The following is a 20280-nucleotide window of genomic DNA, read 5'->3' on the forward strand; positions in this document are numbered from 1 at the left end:
GATGTTCGTGTGCAAAGTTCACCTGCCCCGCGCCGGAGCTACGGCGGCAAGTCGGCCGACCAGCGCCGCGCCGAGCGACGCGAGGCCGTGCTCGGCGCTGCGCTCGAGATCTGGCAGGAGAGCGGCTGGGCGGCCGTGACGATGCGCGGGGTCTGCGCGCGGGCCGGGCTGACCGACCGGTACTTCTACGAGAGCTTCACCGACCGCGACGCGCTCCTGGCCGCGATCTGGGACCAGATGCGCGACGAGACCCTGACGATGCTGCTGGGCGCGATCACGCCGTACGCCGACGACGACCCGGTCGAGCAGCTGCATGCCGCGCTGGTGGCCATCGTCCACCACGTCGGCGACGAGCCTCGTCGTGCGCAGATCATCTTCGGCGACCACTCGGGCAGCGCCGTCCTCGAGCAGCGCCGACGCGACACGATCCAGATGGCCGTCGACCTGGTCATCGACCTTGCACGGCCCTACCTGCGCGCCGATGTGGACGAGGTCGCGTTCCGGGTGAACGTCCTGATGGGAATCGGCGGGTTCGTGGAGACGATCCTGGCCTGGCGGTCCGGCCTGATCACCGTGGACACCGATGCCCTCGTCGAGCACCTCGCGGGCGTGAGCGTCGACCTCGCTCCGCGATTCCTGCGTCCCTGGCGCTGAGGTCCGCCGTTCGGCAACCAAATCACCGGATCCGGCATCAGACCAGACACAATCCCCAGTGATGAAGGACCTGCCATGAACCGCCTCACCATCGTCTCCCTCACGGCTGCCGCCGTCCTCGGATCGGCGGGCGGCGTCACCCTCGCCGTGGCCAGCGGGGGCGACGACGACAGCACCGGGCGCGACACCTCGTCGCGGTCGACGGCGAAGGAGACGGGCAGCAGGGCCACGGACGGCACGGACGGCCCGGAGGACGGCGGTCTCTTCTACTACGCGGACGGCGCGATCCACGACGGCGACCAGGACGTCGCCGTACCCACCGGCGTCGGAACCGGCGAGGTCGTCGCGCTCCAGCGGGTCAAGGGCGGGTGGCTCTTCATCGAGGGTGCCGAGGACGGCAGTGCCGACCCGCTGCGGATCGGCACGTTCATCGGCGCCGACGGCAGGAGCTGGCGCATCGGTGAGTGGCGCGGCCTGTGGGACGTCTCGGCCGAGCGGGACCGGGTGGTCTACGGCAACGGCGTGACCTGGAAGTCCGCCGAGTTCGCGACCCGGAGGGCGACGCCGCTCGACGTCATCGACGGCCCCGGCGAGGAGCTCGACTTCATGACCACCTCGCTCAGCATCCCCGGGATCGCCCTCACCGCGAAGGGCGTGCTGACCGGGTGGGAGGTCGGCAAGGAGCACCTGGTCGTGGAGACCGACACCGACCGCTGGTCGCACGAGCTGCTCGTCCTGCCGCGCGACATCGACGTCCCGCAGACGTCCGGCGACGGGAAGTACGCCGTCGGCAGCACCCCCAACCCCGACTACGCACCCGAGAACCCGGTGGGTGGCTGCGTGACCGGCGGCCGGTTGGACGCGGTCGAGCAGTGGTGGGACCAGTGCGAGCGCCGCGCGGCCTCGGCGGCGCCGTACTCCAGCGACGGGGAGCAGCTCCTCCTCGGCGTCGCCACCGGCGACGGGCCCTCGCCGTCGAAGCTGGAGGTCGTCGACTCGACGACCGGCAACCTGCGGCACGAGTTCGACCCGGGCGGCTACCTGATGGGCGCCGAGTGGGCCGACGATGCGGACACCGTGGTGGCCCTCACCGGCCAGGACAGCACGTCGGCCCTGTCCATCCAGCGCTGCGTCATCACGACCGCGAAGTGCACGAACGTGCTGAAGGTCGAGGGCACCGTGGTGCTCGGCTCGTCGACCTGAGCGCTCAGTCCTTCGGGCACGCAGCCTTGATGAGCAGGTCGCCGACCGGGCGGGTGGCGGTCCCGCCCGGACCGACCGCCCGCACGCTCACACCGTGGGTGCCGATGGCGCCGGGGTCGTAGCCCGACGGAAGGGTGGCCGTCCACGAGCTTCCACTCGCGGTCATCGCGAAGGTGCGTGAGACGCCGGCGATCAGCACGGTCACCTTGGTGGCGTTGCGGACCCGCGCCTGCACCTGCACCGTGTACGTCGGGCAGTAGTTGCCCTGGTAGACGGTCGGTGGGTTGCCCGCGATGGAGGCGGCGTCGATGACCGGCGCCGGCTGGGGCTCCGGCTCCGGGGTCGGCTTCTCGGTCGGCTTCCTCGTCGGCCTGGGTTCGGGCTTCGGTTCGACCGTCGGGGTCGCGCTCTCCGACGCGGTCTCCGACGGGCTGGGCGTCCCCGACGGGCTCGGCTTCTCCGACGGCTTCTCGCTCGGCGTGGGCGTGGGCTTTGCGGGCACCGGCGTGAGGGGCTCGCCGACGTACACGAGGCGCTCGGCCGAACGGGCGCCGTCCCCGCCCTCCTGGGTCACCACGAGGACGTGCTCGCCCTCGTCGGCAGTCCAGGTGAACGTGGCGTAGACGAGCTTCCCGTTGCGCTCGACGTCCTGGGCGTCGGCGACCTGCTGGCCGTCGACCTCCAGCACCAGGTCCTCGATGCGGGCCTCGGCCGTCGCGTGGGCACTGACGACGATGTCGCCGGGAGCCAGCGATGCCTCGGCACGGGGGCCGTCGATCCACACGTCGGCAGGTCCACCGCCGGTGGCGTCGGCCTGGAGGCCGATCACGATCGTGGTGACGCCGACGGTCGCAGCGACGCCGGAGACGGCAGCAGCAACCCAGCCCATGCGACGACCGTAGGGGTTCGGCGGCGCGGGCAGGGTAGGGATCACGTGTAAATCCCCGTACTGGTGGGGGTTTTCGGCCTGGGGCGGGCGTTCGCGGGCATACGGTCTCGCCATGTCACGTCGCGTCTGGACCTGGGTGGCCCACGTCGTGGCCTGGTCATTGCTGGTGGCCGGCGTGACGGTGCTCTTCCTGGAGCGCCGCTCCGATGATCCGGAGCCGGCGGCCGCCGGCGGTGACGCGCGCTACGCCGCGATGCCGTTCCCGAGCACGCTGTCCCTCGAAGGCCCCGACCGCGGCCGCATCGGCTCGGTCTTCCGGTTCGCCGCCGAGGGGTTCAGCGACAAGGGCCTCACCTCCGTCACGTTGTACGACGGCGCGCGCCCCCTCGACGTCGACCAGCCTGCTGGCGGCAGCTCCTCGCTGCAGCTGCCCGCGCTGAGCGTCGGCCGCCACACGGTCCACGCGGTACTGACCGACGAGGACGGCAAGGTCTCCGAGACGGCGCCGGTCACGGTGCTGGTCGGGCAGGCCCCGGGGGACGAGGACGTCCCGGTCCCGGTCCCGCTGCTGCCCGACGAGGACACGCAGGACGTGGCCGAACGGATCGGCGTGCCCAGCGCCGACGTGCTGCTCGGCACCGGCAAGGCACGAGGCACCGCCGTCATCCAGGTGGCCCCCGACGCCGGTGTCGCGCTCCTGAACGGCCCCGATCTCGCCATCATCGACGGCCCCGTCCTGGACGGACTCACCATCACCGCTGCGGGCAAGGGCTGCGGCGTCACCCTGGAGGCCAAGGGGGCCGAGGAGCTCACGTTCTTCCGCGGCGGCTCCGCAGCGGGCTGGGTCCAGGTCGGTCGGCCCCAGAAGGACGGGAGGACGGACGTCCCCGACCTCTCGCCCGGCACCCACGTGTTCTTCGCGCGGGCCGGCAAGGGGGCGTCGGGTGAGCTGGAGTCCGGCAAGGTCGAGGTCACCGTGCCGGACCGCTGTCGCGACGCCTTCGGCTGGACCGGCGATGCCTCGATCGTCGACGGCGAGCTGGCCGTTCCGCAGGCCAACGGGCTGGTGTTCCTGCACCTCTCGGTCGACAGCAGGCCGTGGATCCGGGTCCCCGCCTCGCAGGACGAGCTCATCGCTGTCGGCACCCGGACCTCCATCGCCCACCTGCTTCCCGCCCTCAACGGCAGGCACCTGCAGTTCGAGGTGTGGCGGATGTCGGGCGACATCCCCGTCCGGGTGGCCTCCGGCGAGCTCCGCGTGCCCAGCGACGGCACCCTGGCCTCGGTCGTCGGTCAGCCCTCCGCGATCTCGCTGACCGTGAAGACGCCGGACGGGCCGCGCACCGGCATCCAGCTCGGGACGAAGCACCAGGAGCTGGAGCTCGACTGGGCCGCCGCGTCGCCCGCGGCAACGCGCGTGCGCTGGCAGGTCCTGACGACCAACAGCGGCGCCTCGAACCTCGCGCTCAACCCGCCGGGGCTGCTCGCGTCCGGCGTCTCGGAGGCGTCCGGCGGTGGATCGGGACGCTCCGGCAGCTTCACCATCGACACGGCCTCCATCCCGCGCGCGGACGCGAAACCCGCGCCCAGCAAGGGATCTGGCAAGGGATCTGGCACCGGCAGCGTTGCGGTGGCCCTCCAGCCACCGATGCCGACGGGCACGCTGACCGACCAGGCGTCGTACGGCGCGATCGTGCCGGTCACCGACCTGACGGAGGTGGCCGCGCCGGTCGAGCTACCCGTCGAGGGGAGCACGGTCTACGTCCGTGTGGTCGCCGAAGCCGGGCCGGCCGCCGCGTCCCCCAGCGTCTTCGTGCAGCTGCCCACCCACCAGTCGGACAAGACCGGGGTCGACTTCGCCGTCAACACGGTGAAGGTCGATGCCGGCCGCGCCCCGAACCCGAAGGCGGTCGGCTGCCTGGTCGTGGATGTCCCGTGGGACAAGGGGCCTGCGCCGAAGTGGGACACCACCAGCCCGACCGCGAGCCAGGACTTCCAGTCGTACGTCGCCAGCCAGTTCTACCGGCAGTCGGGCACCTACTGCCCGGGCGCCTTCCCACCGCCCAAGGGCTGCGATGCGTGGTACTGCGAGGTGGTCGACTTCATCGTCGATGCCGCCGGCGCGATCGTGAGCGTGGTCGTCCAGGTCTACGAACTGGTCTCGTACGCCTACAACGGCGTCATCTCCGGGGTCGTCGACATCGTGTCGAAGCTCAACCCGCTGTGCCTGGCGCTCGGTGCCGGGGGAGCGGGCGACGCAGCGAAGTCGTGCGAGACGGTGACCGGCTATGCGACCAAGGCCGCGATCGGCGCCGTGCTCGCATCCGTCGGCCTGCCGCCGTCGTTGCCGTCGGTGGAGCAGCTCGAGGCGATCGCGAGTGGTGAGCTCGACCAGCTCGCGGTGGAGCTGATGAAGCAGCTCGGTGTGCCGTGTGACGCGGCCACCCCGCCGGCCGGCTTCGACACCGCGCTCGCCACGGCCGGTGAGGAGCTGGACGCGCCGGTCCTCGCAGCGGCGGCCAACCCCTGCCTGGCGGTGGCGCACCTGCTGATCGGGGAGGTCCGGGCGAAGGCGACGGCCGATGCCGAGCGGGCCATGGCCGATGCCAGTGGCCTGCCGGCGTTCCCGGACGTCCCGGGCTTCTCGATGACCGCCGACCCCCGCGGCCTGGCCGATCCGCTCACGGTCGAGGTGTCCGCCTCCGTCGTCGACGAGAACGCCGACCTGACCGGGATCTTCTGCCAGGTGATCGTCGAGGACCCGCACCGCAGCGGCGTCAACTCCATCGGCCCCTACCCGTGGTTCACGATCCAGCTCCGGCCCACGTCGAGCAACGGCCGCACCTGGAAGGGCACCGGAGCGCGGCTGCCGACGATCGGCGCCACCACGGTGGCCGACCTGCAGGGCGCGACCCACGACGTCAGTGCGCGGTCCTACCACCCGTCGGACTGCCGGATCCCGCTCACGACGGAACCCGTGACGGTGGGTCCGTTCGACCCGTAGGGCTCAGTCCTGCACGCGCAGCAACGGGCGAATCGCCTGCCGGGCATGGTGGATCCGGGCCTTGATGGTGCCCAGCGGGGTGTCGAGCAACCGCGCGATCTCGTTGTAGTCGAGCTCCTGGACGTCGCGCAGGACCAGCGCCTCCGCCTGGTCCGGCGAGCTCGCGGCCAGCACCTCGAGCGCGTCGAGCAGGTCGAGACGACTGCCCGCGATCACGCTGGTGGTGCGCGGGTCGGCGTGGACGGGGAGCTCGTCGACGGCGTGCTCGGAGGCCCGCCTCTTCAGGGAGCGGTACGTCGACCGGGCGCTGTTGGACGCCACGGCGTGCAGCCACGTGGTGAACTTGCTGCGCCCGCCGAACGTGTGGATCTTGGTCGCCACGAGGAGCAGGGCGTCCTGGGTCGCCTCCTCGGCGTCCTGCGGATGCAGCAGCATCCGGCCACAGATGCGTCGTACGCGGGGCTGGATCGCGGCCAGCAGGTCCTCGATCGCGGCACGGTCACCGGCGGCAGCGCGCAGCGCCAGCTCGTCCAGATCGACCTGGTCGGCCCGATCGGCCTGTTCCTCCACCACGCACGCCTCCGAGTCGTCCCGTTTCCCTGTGTGCCTGTGAGGCACAATACGCAGCGTGTCCTTGCCGGAGCGTCTCGGGAGACTCCGCCGGATCGACCGGATCGGAGCGGGTGGTTTCGCGACCGTCTGGCTCTACCAGGACGACGAGCTGGACTCCCTCGTCGCGGTCAAGGCCCTCGCCGACAACTGGGCGCAGCGCCAGGACGTCTGCGACCGGTTCCTCGAGGAGGCCCGGATCCTGCGCCGCGCCGACTCCGACCACGTGGTCCGCGTCTACGACATCGGCGAGGTCGACGGCACACCGTACTTCGTCATGTCCTACGCCGACCGCGGCTCGGTGGCCGACCTCGTCGAGCCCGGTGCGTCGTTGCCCCACGCGCGGGTGGTCGACCTGCTGGCGCAGGCGGGTGACGGCATCGCGGTGCTGCACCGCCACGGCGTGATCCATCGCGACATCAAGCCGCAGAACCTGTTGCTGCGCTCCACGCCCGAGGGCGGGGAGAAGGTGCTGGTCGCCGACCTGGGTGTCGCGAAGGCGATGCTGCACGCGAGTGGGCTGACCCAGGTCGTCGGCACGCCCGCCTACATGGCGCCCGAGCAGGCCGTCGGCATCGGCCTGGACTTCCGCGCCGACGTCCACGCCCTCGGTGCCGTCGCCTACCACCTGCTCACCGGCCGCCTGGTCCGCGACGGCGGCTTCGGCGCCCTGCTCGCACCGACCCTGCCGCCACCCCCGTCGGCGATCGCGGCCGTGCCGTCGTCGTACGACGGCGTGGTGATGCGCGCGCTCGCCACGAACCCCGACGACCGCTGGCCCGATGTCCCGTCGTTCGTCGCGGCGCTCCGGGAGGCGGAGAGCTCGGCCGGACTGCCGTCGCCGGTCACCGTCCACGCCGCGCCGCACCCGGTGGTGTCGCGACCCGAGTGGCCGAGGATGGACACGCCGACCGAGCCGCCCAGCGAGCCGCGTGTCGAGACGCTCGAGGACGAGCGGAGCACCGGCGGCCTCCGCCTGGCCGGCCTCGTCCTGCTGGTGCTCCTCGTCGCCTTCGGTGCGGCGTACGGCGCCACCCGCGTCCTCGATCGCAACCCGACTGCCGCCGAAGACCCCAACGGACAAGGGGAAACGCCGTCGGACGACGAGTCGCCGACCAGCGAACCTGCCGCCGACATCGACTTCCCTGCCCTCACCGCGCCCGCCGACTACGAGGTGCACCAGGTGCGGACCAAGGCGGGTGGGTGGAACTACCTGGCGCCGACCGGCTGGGTGGCGTTCAAGGTCAAGGACAACGGCAGCGATGCCGGCGTGCTCGACGTGGCGCAGATCGACAGGCAGCGCCAGGTGCGCTGGCGGCCGGACGGCGAGCCAGCCGTCGGCGGCTTCAGCCTGCGGGTCGAGGCGATCACCTCCACCGAGACCGTCGCCGACATGGTCGCGGCCAAGGTCGACGCGTTCGTGAACTCGCCCGACCTCGTCGGTGTCGAGCTCCTGAACCGGACCAATGACACGGCCTACTTCACGTTCCGGGACGGGGCCAACCGGCTGCGTTACAACTTCTTCCGCTGGGTCGCCGACGCGGAGGGCCTGGCCGGCCTGGAGATCTCGGTGACCGGCCGCAAGGCCGACGAGCCCGGGTTGGACGCCCTGCTCGACAGCGTGTCGGGCGGCGCGAACCCGGCCTGACGGGCGTCAGCGGAGAGTCCCGCTGAGGACCGTCGCCTCCCGCTCGGGGTCGTGGTGGATCCACGCGTCGAGCCCGGCCGCCGCGAAGGCCGCGGTGGCGAGCTCTGCCTGGTCGCCGGAGACCTCCGAGAAGACCGTGCCGCCCGGCTTGAGCCACCCGGGGGAGAGGGCCGCGACGCGGCGCAGCACGTCGAGCCCGTCGGTCCCGCCGTCCACGGTGCCGAGGGGTTCGTGGTCGCGGGACTCCGGCGGCATCAGCGCGATCGCCGCGGTCGGGACGTACGGCACGTTGGCGAGGATGACGTCGACCTGCCCGCGCAGTGCGGCGGGCAGGGGCGCGTCGAGGTCGCCGAGATGGGCGATCCCGCCGATCGGTGCGAGGTTGCGGGCGGCGCAGGCCACCGCGACCGGGTCGTTGTCCGTCGCCTGCAGCACGGTCCCGCTGTGGCGCCGCGCGAGGGCCAGCCCGAGGGCGCCGCTCCCGCAGCACAGGTCCAGCACCGTTGCGCGGTCAGCTCCGGCGAGGGCGAGGGCCGCCAGCTCCACGAGGTACGACGTCCGCTGCCGCGGCACGAAGACACCCGGTTCCACGGCGACCCGGAGCCCGTCGAACGCGACCCACCCGACGACGTACTCGAGGGGTTCGCCTGCGATCCGTCGCACGACCAGGCTCTCGAGCTCGCCCGGCGTCGCGGCTGCGGACTCCAGCAGCGCGGCCTCCTCCTCGGCGAACACACAGCCCGCGGCACGAAGCCGGGTCACGAGGTCGGGCACGCCGCCAGCCTAGGCGGATCAGGCCTCGGGCATCAGCAGCCATCCGGCGACGTACAGGACCAGGCCGGCGCCGGAGCCGAACACGATCGCGGCGATCAGGACGAGCCGGACGATCGTGGCGTCGACACCGAAGTGGTCGGCGATACCGCCGCAGACACCGGCGACCATCCGGTTGTGCGAGCGACGGGTCAGCCGACGGCCGACAGTGGCGGTGCCTTGCGGAGCGGCGGGGGAAGGGGCGGGGTAGTTCTCGTAATTGCTCATGCCTCAACGGTGCCCGGGAACGCGGCCCGGGACATCGGGGACCGACCCCGGTCCTACCCGGGACCCACCCCCGAGTGGCCCCCGATCGTTGCCGGACCGATCCCTGAGTGTCGCTTTGTCTGCCTGGCCTGGGTGGCAACTCCGGCAGCGCTCGTTCCCAGACAGAAGTCTTACGAACTTTAGATCGATTTATAGGAACTCAGTAAAGCGTTCTAAGACGTGTAAGTTGGGCCCGGTGAAGGCCCTGAACAATCCCTACACGCCGAACGCTGGCGCCGAGCCGCAGGCCGTCGTCGGCCGTGACGACCAGCTGGAGTCCTTTGATCTCCTGCTGGCCAGGATCGAGGCCGGACGGACCGAGCAGTCGATGATCATCACCGGCCTACGAGGAGTCGGGAAGACGGTTCTCCTGGGTCAGTTTCGCACCAAGGCACTCACCAGGGACTGGGTGGTCGTCGAGCTCGAGGTCAGTAAGAACGACGAGACCGAGTTCCGCCGTGACATCGCCACCAGGCTCCGCACCGCCCTGTTCGAGCTCTCCCCCAAGGCCAAGTGGACCGACCGCTTCCAGCACGCGGCCGCGGTCCTCAAGTCCTTCACGATCAGCGTCGACGCCGCCGGCACCTGGTCAGCCGGCCTGGACGTCGAGGCCGCCGAGGGCTTCGCGGACCACGCGAACCTCGCTCTCGACCTCACCGACGTACTCCTCGCGATCGGCCATGCCGCCGCGGAACGCAACCGCGGCGTCGTCCTCCTCCTCGACGAGGTCCAGTTCCTCAGCAAGCAACAGCTCGAGGCCGTGATCGAGGCCCTCCACAAGATGGTTCAACGCAAGCTGCCGATTACCCTCGTAGGTGCCGGCCTGCCTCAAATCGCCGAGCTCGCGGGCGATGCGAAGTCCTACGCAGAGCGGCTGTTCAAGTTCCCGGCGATCAGCGTCCTCTCACCCGACGACGCCCGAGCCGCGCTCGCCCGGCCCGCCGAGGAGGAGGGCGTCGACTACACCTCTGACGCCCTCGACGAGGCCGTGCAGATCACCGGCGGCTACCCGTACTTCCTCCAAGAGCTCGGGTACGCGGTTTGGACGGTCGCCGAGGGACCGACGATCACCCGCGGTGACGTGATTGCTGCGGTACCCGGCTACGAGGCCAAACTCGACGAGTCGTTCTTCCGCGTACGGCTCGACCGTGCCACCGAGCTGCAGCGGGCCTACTTGCGGGCCATGGCTCAACTCGGCCCTGATCCACAGAAGGCGTCGGTCGTGGCCGAGGTCATGGGTCCTGAGCGCACCTCGGAGAATCTCGGACCGACTCGGGCCGAGTTGATCAACATGGGCCTGCTCTACACCCCCGAGCACGGCTACGCGGCCTTCACCGTCCCGCACTTCGACCGGTTCGTCCTGCGTGCGATCCCCGAGCTCGTGGTCCCGCCCGTCAAGCGACGCAAGTCGCGCAAGAACAAGGACTGACCCGTCAGGCGAGGGTGACGAACTCTGCCCTTCCGCCCTGGCTGCGGGCACGTGGCCAGATGCCAGCGTGGGCTCTCAGCAACCCACGGTTCGAGTCTGTGTCCATTGCGTTGCGCCAGTCGCAGACTTGATCACCTTGCCCTGCAGGATGCACGACGTCGGGGCCGGGGATTCGTAGAGAGTGGTCGATGCCAGCGTGACGACCTGGCCCACCGGCACGGTGTACTGCGGAGTGCTGCCGTCCCATTGCTTACGCGTTCCGACGGTCATGGTGATCTGACCCTTGAGGTAACGGGTGACACCGGCGCTGTTGTAGGCCTGGGTCTTGGCGGAGAAGGTCGATGAGGTCCAGGACCAACAAATGCGACCCTTGACGCCTGCGAGGCCCGTATCCGCCCACGCACCGCACGCACTGCCGGATGCGGCTTCGGCGGAAGGAGCGGTCGCGGTGAAGCCAGTCGCGGCAAGCGCCAGGACCGACAGTGTGGTGGCGGTGCGCACACGCATTTTCATTTCAGAGTCCCCCGAGTAGTTACATTGGTGAACAAACCGTGCACGACCTCGCGGCCATCGGCAAGTTGGCATGCCCTGATGCACGAGCCCCCGCGAGCCGACTGGCTCCTGCAATCCGGCCGCGCGCCACCAACCCAGCCGCGCGCCACAGAGTTGGCCGATGGACACGGCGGTAACACCGTTGCCGACCGTGATTGGTGCCTTCGTCGACATCCTCGCGCTGCGCGGCCCAGAGGTGCTCGAGAAGCGTTCCGCGACAACGCCGTACGGGTCTACCTGCACTGGCGACGATGAGCCCAGGGACTCACCCCCGCGCGACCTCGGACCGATCCCTGAGTGTCGCTGCCAACCCCCACGGCGTACTGACACAATCGACACGTGCCGGACGTCCCGCCCCTGCGGCCGCAGGTGGTTGCCCATCGCGGTGCCAGCCATGAGCTCGCCGAACACACGCTGGCGGCCTATCTGCGGGCGCTCGACACCGGCGCCGGTGGCCTGGAGTGCGACGTCCGCCTGACCGCCGACGGGCATCTGGTCTGCGTGCACGACCGCGACCTTCGTCGTACCGCCTCGACCAAGGGCCTGGTCTCGACGATGGACCTCGCCGACCTGTCCGAGCTCGACTTCGCCGCGTGGAAGAACCCGTGGGCCGACCTCGACGACGAGGCGCCCGAACCCGACGAGTCGCTGCACAGCGTGCTCACCCTCCGCAAGCTGCTCGAGACCGTCGCCGACTACGACCGCCGCGTCGAGATGGCGATCGAGACCAAGCACCCGACGCGCTTCGGCGGGCTCGTGGAGAAGCGGCTGGTCGAGATGCTGCGCGAGTTCGGCTGGGACCAGCCGGGCTCCCCGGTGCGGGTGATGAGCTTCTCCTTCACCGCGCTGCAGCGCGTCGAACGGCTCGCCCCCGACATCCAGCTCGTCCAGCTCTTCGACAAGCCAAACCAGTGGCCGATGCTGCGCCGCGTCATCGGCAAGGACTGGATCGTCGGTCCCGGCATCAAGATCCTCCGCCAGTACCCGCGCCTGCGGGAGAGCCTGATGCGCAGCGGCCGCGACATCCACGTGTGGACGGTCAACAAGGAGAAGGACCTCCAGATCTGCCTCGACCTGGGCGTCAAGGCCGTGATCAGCGACAAGCCGCGCTTCATGCTGGACCTCCTCGACACCCGCTTCGGCGAATAGGGGGAGCGGCCGAGTAGGTTTCGGCGCATGGCCAAGAAGAACCGCACCAAGTCATCCGGGACCGCGACCGACACCCCCGCCGGCGAGGTCGGTCCGCGCCAGCCGTGCCCGTGTGGCTCGGGCAAGCGCTACAAGGCCTGCCACGGTGCGGCCGGAGGCGCCGACGTGTTCGTGAAGCGTCCGTTCGAGGGCCTGCCGTCGGAGTGCGACATCGTCGCCCTGCGTGAGCTGGTCCCCGCCGCGACCGCCGTACTCCCGCTCAAGGGTGAGTACGCCGACCGCGTGGTCACGCTCTGTTCCCTGCTCCCCGGTGCCGCGCCCGCGCTGGTCCGCGACAGCGGCGAGGTGTGGCTCGGCCTGCAGGTCCAGCACTCCTTCGGCGACCCCGCCCGCGACCTCGGTGCCGTGCTGGTCGCTGCCCTCGCGGCCGAGCCGGGCTTCGGCATGGTCCCCCTGACCAGCGCCCCCGGCCTGGACAGCCCGCGCCTGCAGGACCTGGTCGCCGACGGCGACCTCAAGGTCCAGGTCCACGAGGGCTTCGAGTTCTGGGTGTCCGACATGGACGCCAGCTCCGAGCTCGCCCAAGCGCTCGAGGCTGCCGACGGTGCCGCCGCTCCGACGGCACGCCTGACCGAGGTCACCGCGGCCTACTGGACCGCGATGGGCTCCAAGGAGCACCTGCGCTGGGTGATGCCCGAGCCCGAGGACGTGCTGCTCGACGCCCTTGCGCGGCTGCACGTCTCCGGTGACGACGTGATCGTTCCCGACGCGCGCCTGGTCGGCATGTTCCGCGCCCACGGCCTGCTCGCCCCGGTCTGGGACCTCCCCGTCGGCACCGGCCCCGAGCCGCTCGAGGAAGCCGCCACGACGTTCAAGGCCAAGCTCGACGCAGCGCTGGCCAACACGGCGGACCTCACCACCGAGGAGCGTTCCGCGCGCAACGGCCTGGCCAACCGCCAGGTCACCATCCGCTGACCTGGCGTGCCAGCCTGCGGTCAGTGGGGCTGCAGCGCCCAGACGTGCAGGCGTGAGTAGCCCTTGACGGAGACCCGCCGCAGGCGGCGCAAGCGGTACGACGACAAGGCTCCGCTTGCCGGACGGGCTGTTCCGCTCGGGTCGTCGTCGGTGCGTCCCGACAGCGCCTCGTAGACGCCCATGTCGACGAGCACGGTGCTCGGCCGGGCGATCGAGGTGAGCCGGGCGGCGATGTTGACGGTCGGCCCGAACACGTCGCCGAGGCGGGTGACCACGTCGCCGTACGCAACGCCGGCACGGACCGCGGGGAACGGGTCGTCGGGGTCGGCGCCGCGGCGGGTGAGCTCGGCGGCGAGCTCGGCCATCGCGACGACGTCCTCGGCCACGATCAGCAGCTCGTCGCCGATGTTCTTGATGATCCGGCCGCCGCGGTCGACGGCCAGGTGGAGCACGGTGGACTCGAAGTCCTCGAGCCAGCTGACCAGCTCGCGGTCGGACAGGGTGCGCGAGCGCGAGGTGTAGCCGACGATGTCGACGAAGCAGACGGCCAGCGTCGTGGATGCACCGGAGCCGGTCTCGGCCAGCATCCGGGCGCCCGCGCTCAGCAGGTGGCGGCGCCACACGTAGGACTGCAGCTCCTCGACCAGGGGCATCACCTCGCCGGAGATGGCGAGCAGGCCGTCGGTGGGATCGGCGCCGCTCTCGACGGCGACGTCGGCGAGCAGGGCGACCTGCCAGTCGGCGAGCCGCGCGAAGCTGCGGCCCCAGGTGCGGACCAGGCCGGCCTGGCGATCGGGGCTGAGCACGCCGACGGAGATCAGCCGGCTGGCGAGCCGGACCGCCTCGACGTCGGCGGCGGTGAACGCCACGGCGTCATCGGGCACGTGGGCAAAACCCAGCAGGTGCCAGAGCTCCTGGGCGATCTCGACCGGTACGCCGGACTGTTCGGCGACCTGTGCCCGGTTGAACTGCGGGCGCTCGCCGAGCAGGTGCTCCTCGAGCGCACCGATGACCCCGCCCGTGTCATTGCCAGCGGCGGGATCATCCGGCCCCGTCACTGGCAATGTCACGAGTCGATCAGCCCTCGGTGTTGCCGAAGCGCGACTGGGCGACCTCGACGAGTGCGGCGTGGAACGTGGGCCACTCGGCGTCGAGCTGCGTGAGCGTCTCGTCCGTCAGGTGGATGGTGTCGAGCGGGGTCAGCGCCACGATCGAGGCGGTGCGCAGCGAGTGGCCGACGATCGCGGCCTCGCCGACGATGTCACCGGGGCCCAGCTGGGCGATCTCGACGCCGTCGCGGCGGACCGACACGGTGCCGGAGAGGAGGATGTACGCCTTGTCGGCCGGGGTGTCCTCCCAGATCGGCGACCAGCCCTGGGGGAGCTTCACGCGCCGCCCGGTCGCGCTGATCCGCGCGATCTCCTGCGGGGTGAAGTGCTCGAAGAACGTTGCCATGCTGACCCTTTCGCTGTGCCTGACCCGGACCTGTCGCCTGCGGCCGGCTCCCCATGTGCTGCTGGTGACCTTAGTCGTCCCCGGCGCCCAACGGGAGCCTCACGGGATTACCTGTCACAACGTGTCCCGGCGAGCCGGGTTACCCGAGCGGGTCGCGCGCGACCGGACAGCTCATGCAGCGCGGGCCGCCACGACCCGACCCGAGCTCGGAGCCGGCGATCCGGATCACCTCGATGCCCTCCTCCTCGAGGCGGGCGTTGGTGCCGTCGTTGCGCTCGTACGCGACCGCCAGTCGCGGTGCCAGGGCGAGCGTGTTGTTGCCGTCGTCCCACTGCTCGCGCTCGGCCGTGACCGGGTCGAGGCCGGTGTCGATGAGGTGCAGGGTGTCGATCTGCATGGCCTTCGCCGCCGCGACCAGGAAGGGCTCGGGCGGGGCGACGTCGATCACGGTCGAGCCCGGTTCGCGGGCCGTCACGGCGTACGCCGTCAGGTGATCGGCGACGTTCGGGTACATCACGACCTTGTCGACGTCGACCATCGTGCAGACGGTGTCGAGGTGCATGGTCGCGCGCTCCTGCGCGATCGGGACCGCCAGGACGGTGGTCGCCAGACCGGCCCGGAACACCTGGCGCGCGAGCCGCTCGGCACCTGCGGGCGTCGTACGCTCGCCCACGCCGACGGCGATGACAGCCGGGGCGAGCAGCAGTACGTCGCCGCCCTCGACGTGTTCGAGGTGGTGGCCGTGCAACCGCTCGGTCCCGGCGAAGCGCGGGTGGTAGTGGTAGATCAGCTCGGTCAGCTGCGTCTCCCGGCGCCGGGCGGGCATCGCGAGCGAGGTGACCGCGACGCGGTCGGGGAGCCAGAACGACGAGTCCCGCGTGAAGAGCAGGTTCGGCAGCGGGTCGACCAGGAACGTGTCGTCGGACAGCAGCGACGTGACCAGCGTGCCGCTCGCCAGGCCCGATCGGACCTCGTCGTTGCGGACGCCGGCGGTGAGCAGGTGGGTCAGTTCCTCGGGCGACGCAGCGCGGAACATCGCCCGCAGGTGCTCGCGGACCGGGTCGCCCAGGTCGCGGCCGCTGGGCCCGGTCAGGGTCGTGTCGATCACGGCGGCGCGCGCGGCCGGGACGGCGAGGGCCTCGGTGAGCAGGTCGGTCAGGTAGAGGACCTCGACGCCGTGGCTGCGGAGGGCCTCGGCGAACGCGTCGTGCTCCTCCTGGGCGCGCGCGACCCACGGGATCCCGTCGAAGAGCAGGCGGTCGTTGTTGCGCGGGGTCAGGCGCTGCAGCTCGGGTCCTGGCCGGTGCAGCAGGACCGTGCGCAGCCGGCCGACTTCACTGTCGGCTCCGTGGGCCGGAGGGCCGGTCGTCGGGGAGGGGGCCACCATGCGCCCACCTTAGGTGCGCGGCTCACCTGCCGGGAGTCCCGCAGCAGCAGCGCTCAGGCCCGGAACGGATCCGCCGGGTAGACCCCGAGGATCTTGATGTCGGTCGTGAAGAACGTCAGCTCCTCGAGCGCGCGCTTGAGGTCGGGGTCATCGGGATGGCCGTCGACCTCGGCGAGGAACTGGGTGGCGGCGAAGTGGCCGCCGACCATGTAGCTCTCCAGCTTGGTCATGTTGATGCCGTTGGTCGCAAAACCGCCGAGCGCCTTGTAGAGCGCGGCCGGCAGGTTGCGGACGTTGAACACGAAGCTGGTGACGACGGGTCCGTTGCCCTGGGGGGCCGACACGAACTCGGGGGAGAGCACGACGAAGCGGGTCGTGTTGTGGTCCTCGTCCTCGACGTCGTGGCGCAGGACCTGCAGGCCGTAGATCTCGGCGGCCAGCGGCGGGGCGATGGCCGCCTGGAGCGGGTCCGCGGCCTCGGCCACCTCGCGCGCGGCGCCGGCGGTGTCGCCGGAGATGATCGGCGTCAGGCCGAGCTCGCGGATGATCTTGCGGCACTGGCCGAGCGCGTGCACGTGGCTGTGGACGGTCTTGATCGTGTCGAACGACGCGTCCGGGGTGGCCATCAGGGTGAACTGGATGCGCAGGAAGTGCTCCGCGATGATGTGCAGCCCGGAGTCCGGCAGGAAGTGGTGGATGTCGGCGACGCGGCCGGCGATCGAGTTGTCGATCGGGATCAGGGCCAGGTCGCAGTCACCGCTCGTCACCGCTGCGAAGACGTCCTCGAACGACGCGCACGGCACGGCCTCTGCGTCCGGGTACTGCTCCTTGCACACGATGTGTGAGTTGGCGCCGGGTTCCCCCTGGTACGCGATGCGAGCCATGCACTCAGGGTAGTAGTCCAGGACCTACCCTCGTCCGCATGGCCACTGCAATCGCGATCCTCGCTCTCCTCGTCGCCTTCGCCGCTCTGGTGGTGGCCCTGAGGAACGGGACCAAGCGGGCAGGCAGCGGCGCCGAGGACCTGCCGGCCGACGCCGCCGGACTGCGCCGCGAGGTGGCCGCCCTGCGTGCCGAGGCCGTCGGCGCACTGCGGCATCTAGCCGTCGTGCGGTACGACGCGTTCGACGAGATGGGCGGCCGGTTGTCGTGGTCGCTGGCCCTCCTGGACGACGGTGGTGACGGCGTCGTACTGACGTCGATCCGGGGTCGCAACGAGGCGCGGACCTATGCCAAGTCGGTGGCCGGGTGGAGCAGTGAGCAGGAGCTGTCGCCCGAGGAGACCGAAGCGGTCGCCCACGCGCGCATGGCCCGCTCGTAGGCGCTAGCGGGGGACCCGCACCAGCACGCGCCCGTGGATGCACTCCATCCGCAGCTCGGCGCCGGCGCCGATCGTGTCGCCGTCGAGCTGGCGCGGCACGTCCGTCGAGGCCCGTACGACGACCTTCCGCCCCGTCATGCGTACGACGGCCTCGCCGGCGTTCTGCTCGCGGCGGGTGAGCACCCGGGCGACGAGCGGGATCCAGCTCAGGAACCGGCGCGGGTACAGCACGACGACGTCGATCTGGCCGTCGTCGATCGAGGCGTCGGGGAGCAGCATCATCCCGCCCTGCAGGCTGCCGACGTTGCCGATGACGCAGGTCCGGGCGCGGTGCTTGGTGAAGGGCAGGTCGTCGATGGAGATCTCGAGCTTCATCGTCGGGAACATCAGGGCCTTGAGGCCGGAGAGCACGTAGGCGATCCAGCCGACCTTCTTCTTGATGTCCTCGTTGACGCCCTCCATCAGGGCGGCGTCGAAGCCCATGCCCGCCATCACCATGAAGTGGGTGGGCTCGAGCTCGTCGCCCTCGACGGAGACCATGTCGATCGCGCGGTCCTGGCCGGTCAGCGCGATGTCGATCGCGGCCCGGATGAAGAGCGGGATCTGCAGGTTGCGCGCGAGCAGGTTGCCCGTGCCGGCGGGCACGATGCCGACCGGGATGCCGGTGCCGGCGAGCTCGGCACACACCTCGCGGACGGTGCCGTCGCCACCGCAGACGATGACCAGGTCGGCGCCCTCCACCGAGGCCTGCTCGGCCTGTCCGGTGCCGGAGTCCTCGACGGTGGTGAAGTGCCAGCGCGGTTCCTTCCAGCCGGAGTCGACGGCCAGCTGGTTGACCATCGCCTGGAACTGCTCGACGGACTCCACCTTGATCGGGTTGAGGATCACCGCGAGGTTGCCGCCGCGGGGGAAGACCGCGGGGAGGGGGTCGGCCTTGAGGGCGTGGCTGCGCGGCAGCGGGCTGTAGAGCGCGAGTCCGAGCAGGACGATGCCGGCGCCGAACAGCACGCCACCGACGACGTCGCTCGGGTAGTGGCGGCCCAGCAGGATCCGGTCGGCGGCGACCGCGGCCACGACGAGCACCACCAGGGCGCAGACCAGGCGGCGGATCCCGCTGCGGCGGATCAGCATGATCGCCAGCACGATCACCAGGCCGGCGTACGCAGCAATGCCGGAGGCGTGGCCCGAGGGGTACGCGTTGCTGTGCAGGAAGAACTCCGGGTCCTGCCACTCGGGACGACCCCGGCCGACGAGGACCTTGGTGCCGTACGTGGCCAGCGCCGTGGTGACCATCACGACGACGATCAGGATGCCGGCGCGGCGGTGGCCCTTGAACAACATGAAACCGGCGAGCAGGACGGTCAGCACCGTCATCGCCGGCGTCGCGAACAGGAACTCGACCACCCGGAGGGGGTCGCGCAGCCAGGCCTGGTCCACGGCCCACGCGGCGGTGGACTCCCCGCGGTGGTCGAGATCGACCAGCCAGGACCACTCGCTGGCGACCGCTGCAGCGATCACGGCGAAGAGGCCCAGGCAGAGGAGGGCGGCCAGCAGCGGAGTCCGGCGAGGTCGGTCGAGCACCAGCGGAGTTTACGGCCTCCGTCAGTAGGGCGATGTCGGCAGGCCGCCGCCCCAGCACGCACCTGAGCACCTTCTCCTCAGTCGTCGGGCCTCCGGCCCGCCTTCCTCGTCGGCGGCACTCATGCACGCACTGGAACGACAGCCTGCTCGACAGCCCCTACTGACGGAGGCCTCAGGACACCACGTCGCACTCACCGGCATGCCCGAAGCGGCGTCTCGATACCGTCTGCACATGACCTCCCCGTCGTACGCCGCCCTCGGACGCTCCGGCCTCGTCGTCTCCACGGTCGGGTTGGGCTGCAACAACCTCGGCCGTCCGGGCACCGCCACCGAGACCCAGAAGGGCACCAACCGGGTCATCGGCGCCGCCCTGGAGGCGGGGATCACCCTCTTCGACGTCGCCGACACGTACGGCGCGTCGCCGGGCCTGTCCGAGACGCGCCTGGGCATCGCGCTGGGCACCCGCCGGTCGAGCGTGATCCTGGCGACCAAGTTCGGCATGGACGCCGGTGGCGCCAACGGCGTGGACTTCGGCGCGCGCGGTTCGCGCCGCTACATCCGCAACGCGGTCGAGGCGTCGCTGCGCCGCCTGGGCACCGACTGGATCGACCTCTACCAGTTCCACACGCCCGACCCGACCACCCCGATCGACGAGACGCTGTCGGCCCTCAGCGACCTCGTCCGCGAGGGCAAGGTCCGCTACCTCGGGCACTCGAACCGGGCCGGCTGGCAGATCGCGCAGGCCGAGTACGTCGCCCGCGAGCTCGGCGTCGAGCGGTTCATCTCGGCGCAGAACCACTACAACCTCACCGACCGCCGCGCCGAGCTGGAGGTGCTCCCGGCAGCCCGGGAGTTCGGCCTGGGCGTGCTGCCGTACTTCCCGTTGGCGAACGGGCTGCTCACCGGCAAGTACGCCTCCGGCATCGCCCCGGAGGGCTCGCGCCTGACCCGCAGCCGCCAGCACCTGCTGGAGACCGCGACCTCGAAGCCGCTGCAGGACTACTCCGCGTTCGCGAAGTCGCGCGGGGTGCCCGAGGCGACCGTGGCCTTCGGCTGGCTGCTCGCGCAGCAGCCGGTCACGTCCGTGATCGCTGGTGCGACGACCACCGAGCAGGTGTGGGCCAACGCTGCTGCCGGCGCCTGGGTGCCGACGCCCGAGGACCTCGCCGAGCTCGACGCCATCTTCCCGGCGCCGGAGCCGATCTCGCCCTTCTGAGCGCCGAGTTGGGGTTTGTCACCCCCGACTTGGGGCTTGTCACCGTCGAGTTGTACCCCCGCCCCGGCCGTCAGGGTGACAAACCCCAACTCGAGCGTGACAAACCCCAACTCGGCGATGTCGCAAACCAC

At 70.9% G+C, this 20280-nt stretch carries 19 protein-coding genes; 9 read left to right on the plus strand and 10 right to left on the minus strand.

The window, feature by feature from the left end; translation table 11 throughout:
• Positions 1-9: 9 nt before the first annotated feature.
• Both ACOACQ_RS16680 and ACOACQ_RS16685 read left to right on the plus strand, forming a co-directional pair.
• On the plus strand, positions 10-654 hold the full coding sequence (locus ACOACQ_RS16680; RefSeq protein ID WP_420288810.1) for a TetR/AcrR family transcriptional regulator: 645 nt from the start codon (positions 10-12) through the stop codon (positions 652-654).
• 75 nt (positions 655-729) lie between these two features.
• Positions 730-1857, plus strand: a complete 1128-nt coding sequence (locus ACOACQ_RS16685; protein WP_420288811.1) for a hypothetical protein — start codon at positions 730-732, stop codon at positions 1855-1857.
• Between the two features lie 4 nt (positions 1858-1861).
• Here ACOACQ_RS16685 and ACOACQ_RS16690 read toward each other — a convergent pair whose 3' ends face one another.
• Complete coding sequence (locus tag ACOACQ_RS16690) at positions 1862-2746, minus strand: hypothetical protein (RefSeq protein ID WP_420288812.1); 885 nt, start codon at positions 2744-2746, stop codon at positions 1862-1864.
• Positions 2747-2858: 112 nt separating this feature from the next.
• On the opposite strand from ACOACQ_RS16690, the gene ACOACQ_RS16695 reads away from it, so the two are divergent.
• On the plus strand, positions 2859-5750 hold the full coding sequence (locus ACOACQ_RS16695; RefSeq protein WP_420288813.1) for a hypothetical protein: 2892 nt from the start codon (positions 2859-2861) through the stop codon (positions 5748-5750).
• Between the two features lie 3 nt (positions 5751-5753).
• Here the strand turns inward: ACOACQ_RS16695 and ACOACQ_RS16700 are convergent, their stop codons facing one another.
• The gene (locus ACOACQ_RS16700; RefSeq protein WP_378605449.1) at positions 5754-6323 is read right to left on the minus strand and encodes an RNA polymerase sigma factor; all 570 of its coding nucleotides are present in this window, start codon (positions 6321-6323) and stop codon (positions 5754-5756) included.
• Between the two features lie 55 nt (positions 6324-6378).
• On the opposite strand from ACOACQ_RS16700, the gene ACOACQ_RS16705 reads away from it, so the two are divergent.
• On the plus strand, positions 6379-8007 hold the full coding sequence (locus ACOACQ_RS16705) for a serine/threonine-protein kinase (RefSeq protein WP_378605452.1): 1629 nt from the start codon (positions 6379-6381) through the stop codon (positions 8005-8007).
• A gap of 6 nt (positions 8008-8013) precedes the next feature.
• Here ACOACQ_RS16705 and ACOACQ_RS16710 read toward each other — a convergent pair whose 3' ends face one another.
• Positions 8014-8781, minus strand: coding sequence for a putative protein N(5)-glutamine methyltransferase (locus ACOACQ_RS16710; RefSeq protein WP_420288814.1), 768 nt, complete (start codon positions 8779-8781; stop codon positions 8014-8016).
• Positions 8782-8799: 18 nt separating this feature from the next.
• The gene (locus tag ACOACQ_RS16715; protein ID WP_378605458.1) at positions 8800-9045 is read right to left on the minus strand and encodes a PspC domain-containing protein; all 246 of its coding nucleotides are present in this window, start codon (positions 9043-9045) and stop codon (positions 8800-8802) included.
• A gap of 235 nt (positions 9046-9280) precedes the next feature.
• Between ACOACQ_RS16715 and ACOACQ_RS16720 the strand changes: the two genes are divergently transcribed.
• Positions 9281-10513 carry an ATP-binding protein gene (locus tag ACOACQ_RS16720; protein WP_378605461.1) on the plus strand — a complete coding sequence of 411 codons (1233 nt, stop codon included), beginning with the start codon at positions 9281-9283 and terminating at the stop codon, positions 10511-10513.
• A gap of 75 nt (positions 10514-10588) precedes the next feature.
• Here the strand turns inward: ACOACQ_RS16720 and ACOACQ_RS16725 are convergent, their stop codons facing one another.
• Positions 10589-11014, minus strand: a complete 426-nt coding sequence (locus ACOACQ_RS16725) for a hypothetical protein (RefSeq protein ID WP_420288815.1) — start codon at positions 11012-11014, stop codon at positions 10589-10591.
• 390 nt (positions 11015-11404) lie between these two features.
• On the opposite strand from ACOACQ_RS16725, the gene ACOACQ_RS16730 reads away from it, so the two are divergent.
• Positions 11405-12214 carry a glycerophosphodiester phosphodiesterase gene (locus ACOACQ_RS16730; protein WP_378605467.1) on the plus strand — a complete coding sequence of 270 codons (810 nt, stop codon included), beginning with the start codon at positions 11405-11407 and terminating at the stop codon, positions 12212-12214.
• Between the two features lie 27 nt (positions 12215-12241).
• The gene (locus tag ACOACQ_RS16735; protein WP_378605470.1) at positions 12242-13189 is read left to right on the plus strand and encodes a DUF5926 family protein; all 948 of its coding nucleotides are present in this window, start codon (positions 12242-12244) and stop codon (positions 13187-13189) included.
• A gap of 20 nt (positions 13190-13209) precedes the next feature.
• Here ACOACQ_RS16735 and ACOACQ_RS16740 read toward each other — a convergent pair whose 3' ends face one another.
• The 4 genes from ACOACQ_RS16740 to ACOACQ_RS16755 form a co-directional block, all read right to left on the minus strand.
• The gene (locus ACOACQ_RS16740; protein ID WP_378605472.1) at positions 13210-14259 is read right to left on the minus strand and encodes an adenylate/guanylate cyclase domain-containing protein; all 1050 of its coding nucleotides are present in this window, start codon (positions 14257-14259) and stop codon (positions 13210-13212) included.
• Between the two features lie 7 nt (positions 14260-14266).
• A complete protein-coding gene (locus tag ACOACQ_RS16745; protein WP_378605475.1) occupies positions 14267-14644 on the minus strand; it encodes a Crp/Fnr family transcriptional regulator in 378 nt (125 codons plus the stop codon).
• Positions 14645-14783: 139 nt separating this feature from the next.
• Positions 14784-16031 (minus strand): arginine deiminase, encoded by a 1248-nt coding sequence (locus tag ACOACQ_RS16750; RefSeq protein WP_378605478.1) that lies wholly within the window; start codon positions 16029-16031, stop codon positions 14784-14786.
• A 53-nt stretch (positions 16032-16084) separates the two neighbouring features.
• A complete protein-coding gene (locus tag ACOACQ_RS16755) occupies positions 16085-16915 on the minus strand; it encodes a prephenate dehydratase (protein ID WP_378605481.1) in 831 nt (276 codons plus the stop codon).
• A 38-nt stretch (positions 16916-16953) separates the two neighbouring features.
• Here ACOACQ_RS16755 and ACOACQ_RS16760 point away from each other — a divergent pair, with 38 nt between their 5' ends.
• A complete protein-coding gene (locus ACOACQ_RS16760) occupies positions 16954-17352 on the plus strand; it encodes a DUF4446 family protein (protein WP_378605484.1) in 399 nt (132 codons plus the stop codon).
• 3 nt (positions 17353-17355) lie between these two features.
• Here the strand turns inward: ACOACQ_RS16760 and ACOACQ_RS16765 are convergent, their stop codons facing one another.
• Complete coding sequence (locus tag ACOACQ_RS16765; RefSeq protein ID WP_378605487.1) at positions 17356-18933, minus strand: YegS/Rv2252/BmrU family lipid kinase; 1578 nt, start codon at positions 18931-18933, stop codon at positions 17356-17358.
• Between the two features lie 232 nt (positions 18934-19165).
• Here ACOACQ_RS16765 and ACOACQ_RS16770 point away from each other — a divergent pair, with 232 nt between their 5' ends.
• Complete coding sequence (locus ACOACQ_RS16770) at positions 19166-20149, plus strand: aldo/keto reductase (RefSeq protein ID WP_378605490.1); 984 nt, start codon at positions 19166-19168, stop codon at positions 20147-20149.
• Positions 20150-20280 lie beyond the last annotated feature (131 nt).

It is taken from the genome of Nocardioides sp. CPCC 206347, assembly GCF_048654605.1.
GTDB lineage: Bacteria > Actinomycetota > Actinomycetes > Propionibacteriales > Nocardioidaceae > Nocardioides.

Coding starts and splice junctions, on each gene's coding strand:
- ACOACQ_RS16685 (WP_420288811.1), top strand. CDS start 730: ATGAACCGCCTCACCATCGTCTCCCTCACGGCTGCCGCCGTCCTCGGA.
- ACOACQ_RS16690 (WP_420288812.1), bottom strand. CDS start 2,746: ATGGGCTGGGTTGCTGCTGCCGTCTCCGGCGTCGCTGCGACCGTCGGC.
- ACOACQ_RS16695 (WP_420288813.1), top strand. CDS start 2,859: ATGTCACGTCGCGTCTGGACCTGGGTGGCCCACGTCGTGGCCTGGTCA.
- ACOACQ_RS16715 (WP_378605458.1), bottom strand. CDS start 9,045: ATGAGCAATTACGAGAACTACCCCGCCCCTTCCCCCGCCGCTCCGCAA.
- ACOACQ_RS16735 (WP_378605470.1), top strand. CDS start 12,242: ATGGCCAAGAAGAACCGCACCAAGTCATCCGGGACCGCGACCGACACC.
- ACOACQ_RS16745 (WP_378605475.1), bottom strand. CDS start 14,644: ATGGCAACGTTCTTCGAGCACTTCACCCCGCAGGAGATCGCGCGGATC.
- ACOACQ_RS16750 (WP_378605478.1), bottom strand. CDS start 16,031: ATGGTGGCCCCCTCCCCGACGACCGGCCCTCCGGCCCACGGAGCCGAC.
- ACOACQ_RS16755 (WP_378605481.1), bottom strand. CDS start 16,915: ATGGCTCGCATCGCGTACCAGGGGGAACCCGGCGCCAACTCACACATC.
- ACOACQ_RS16760 (WP_378605484.1), top strand. CDS start 16,954: ATGGCCACTGCAATCGCGATCCTCGCTCTCCTCGTCGCCTTCGCCGCT.
- ACOACQ_RS16770 (WP_378605490.1), top strand. CDS start 19,166: ATGACCTCCCCGTCGTACGCCGCCCTCGGACGCTCCGGCCTCGTCGTC.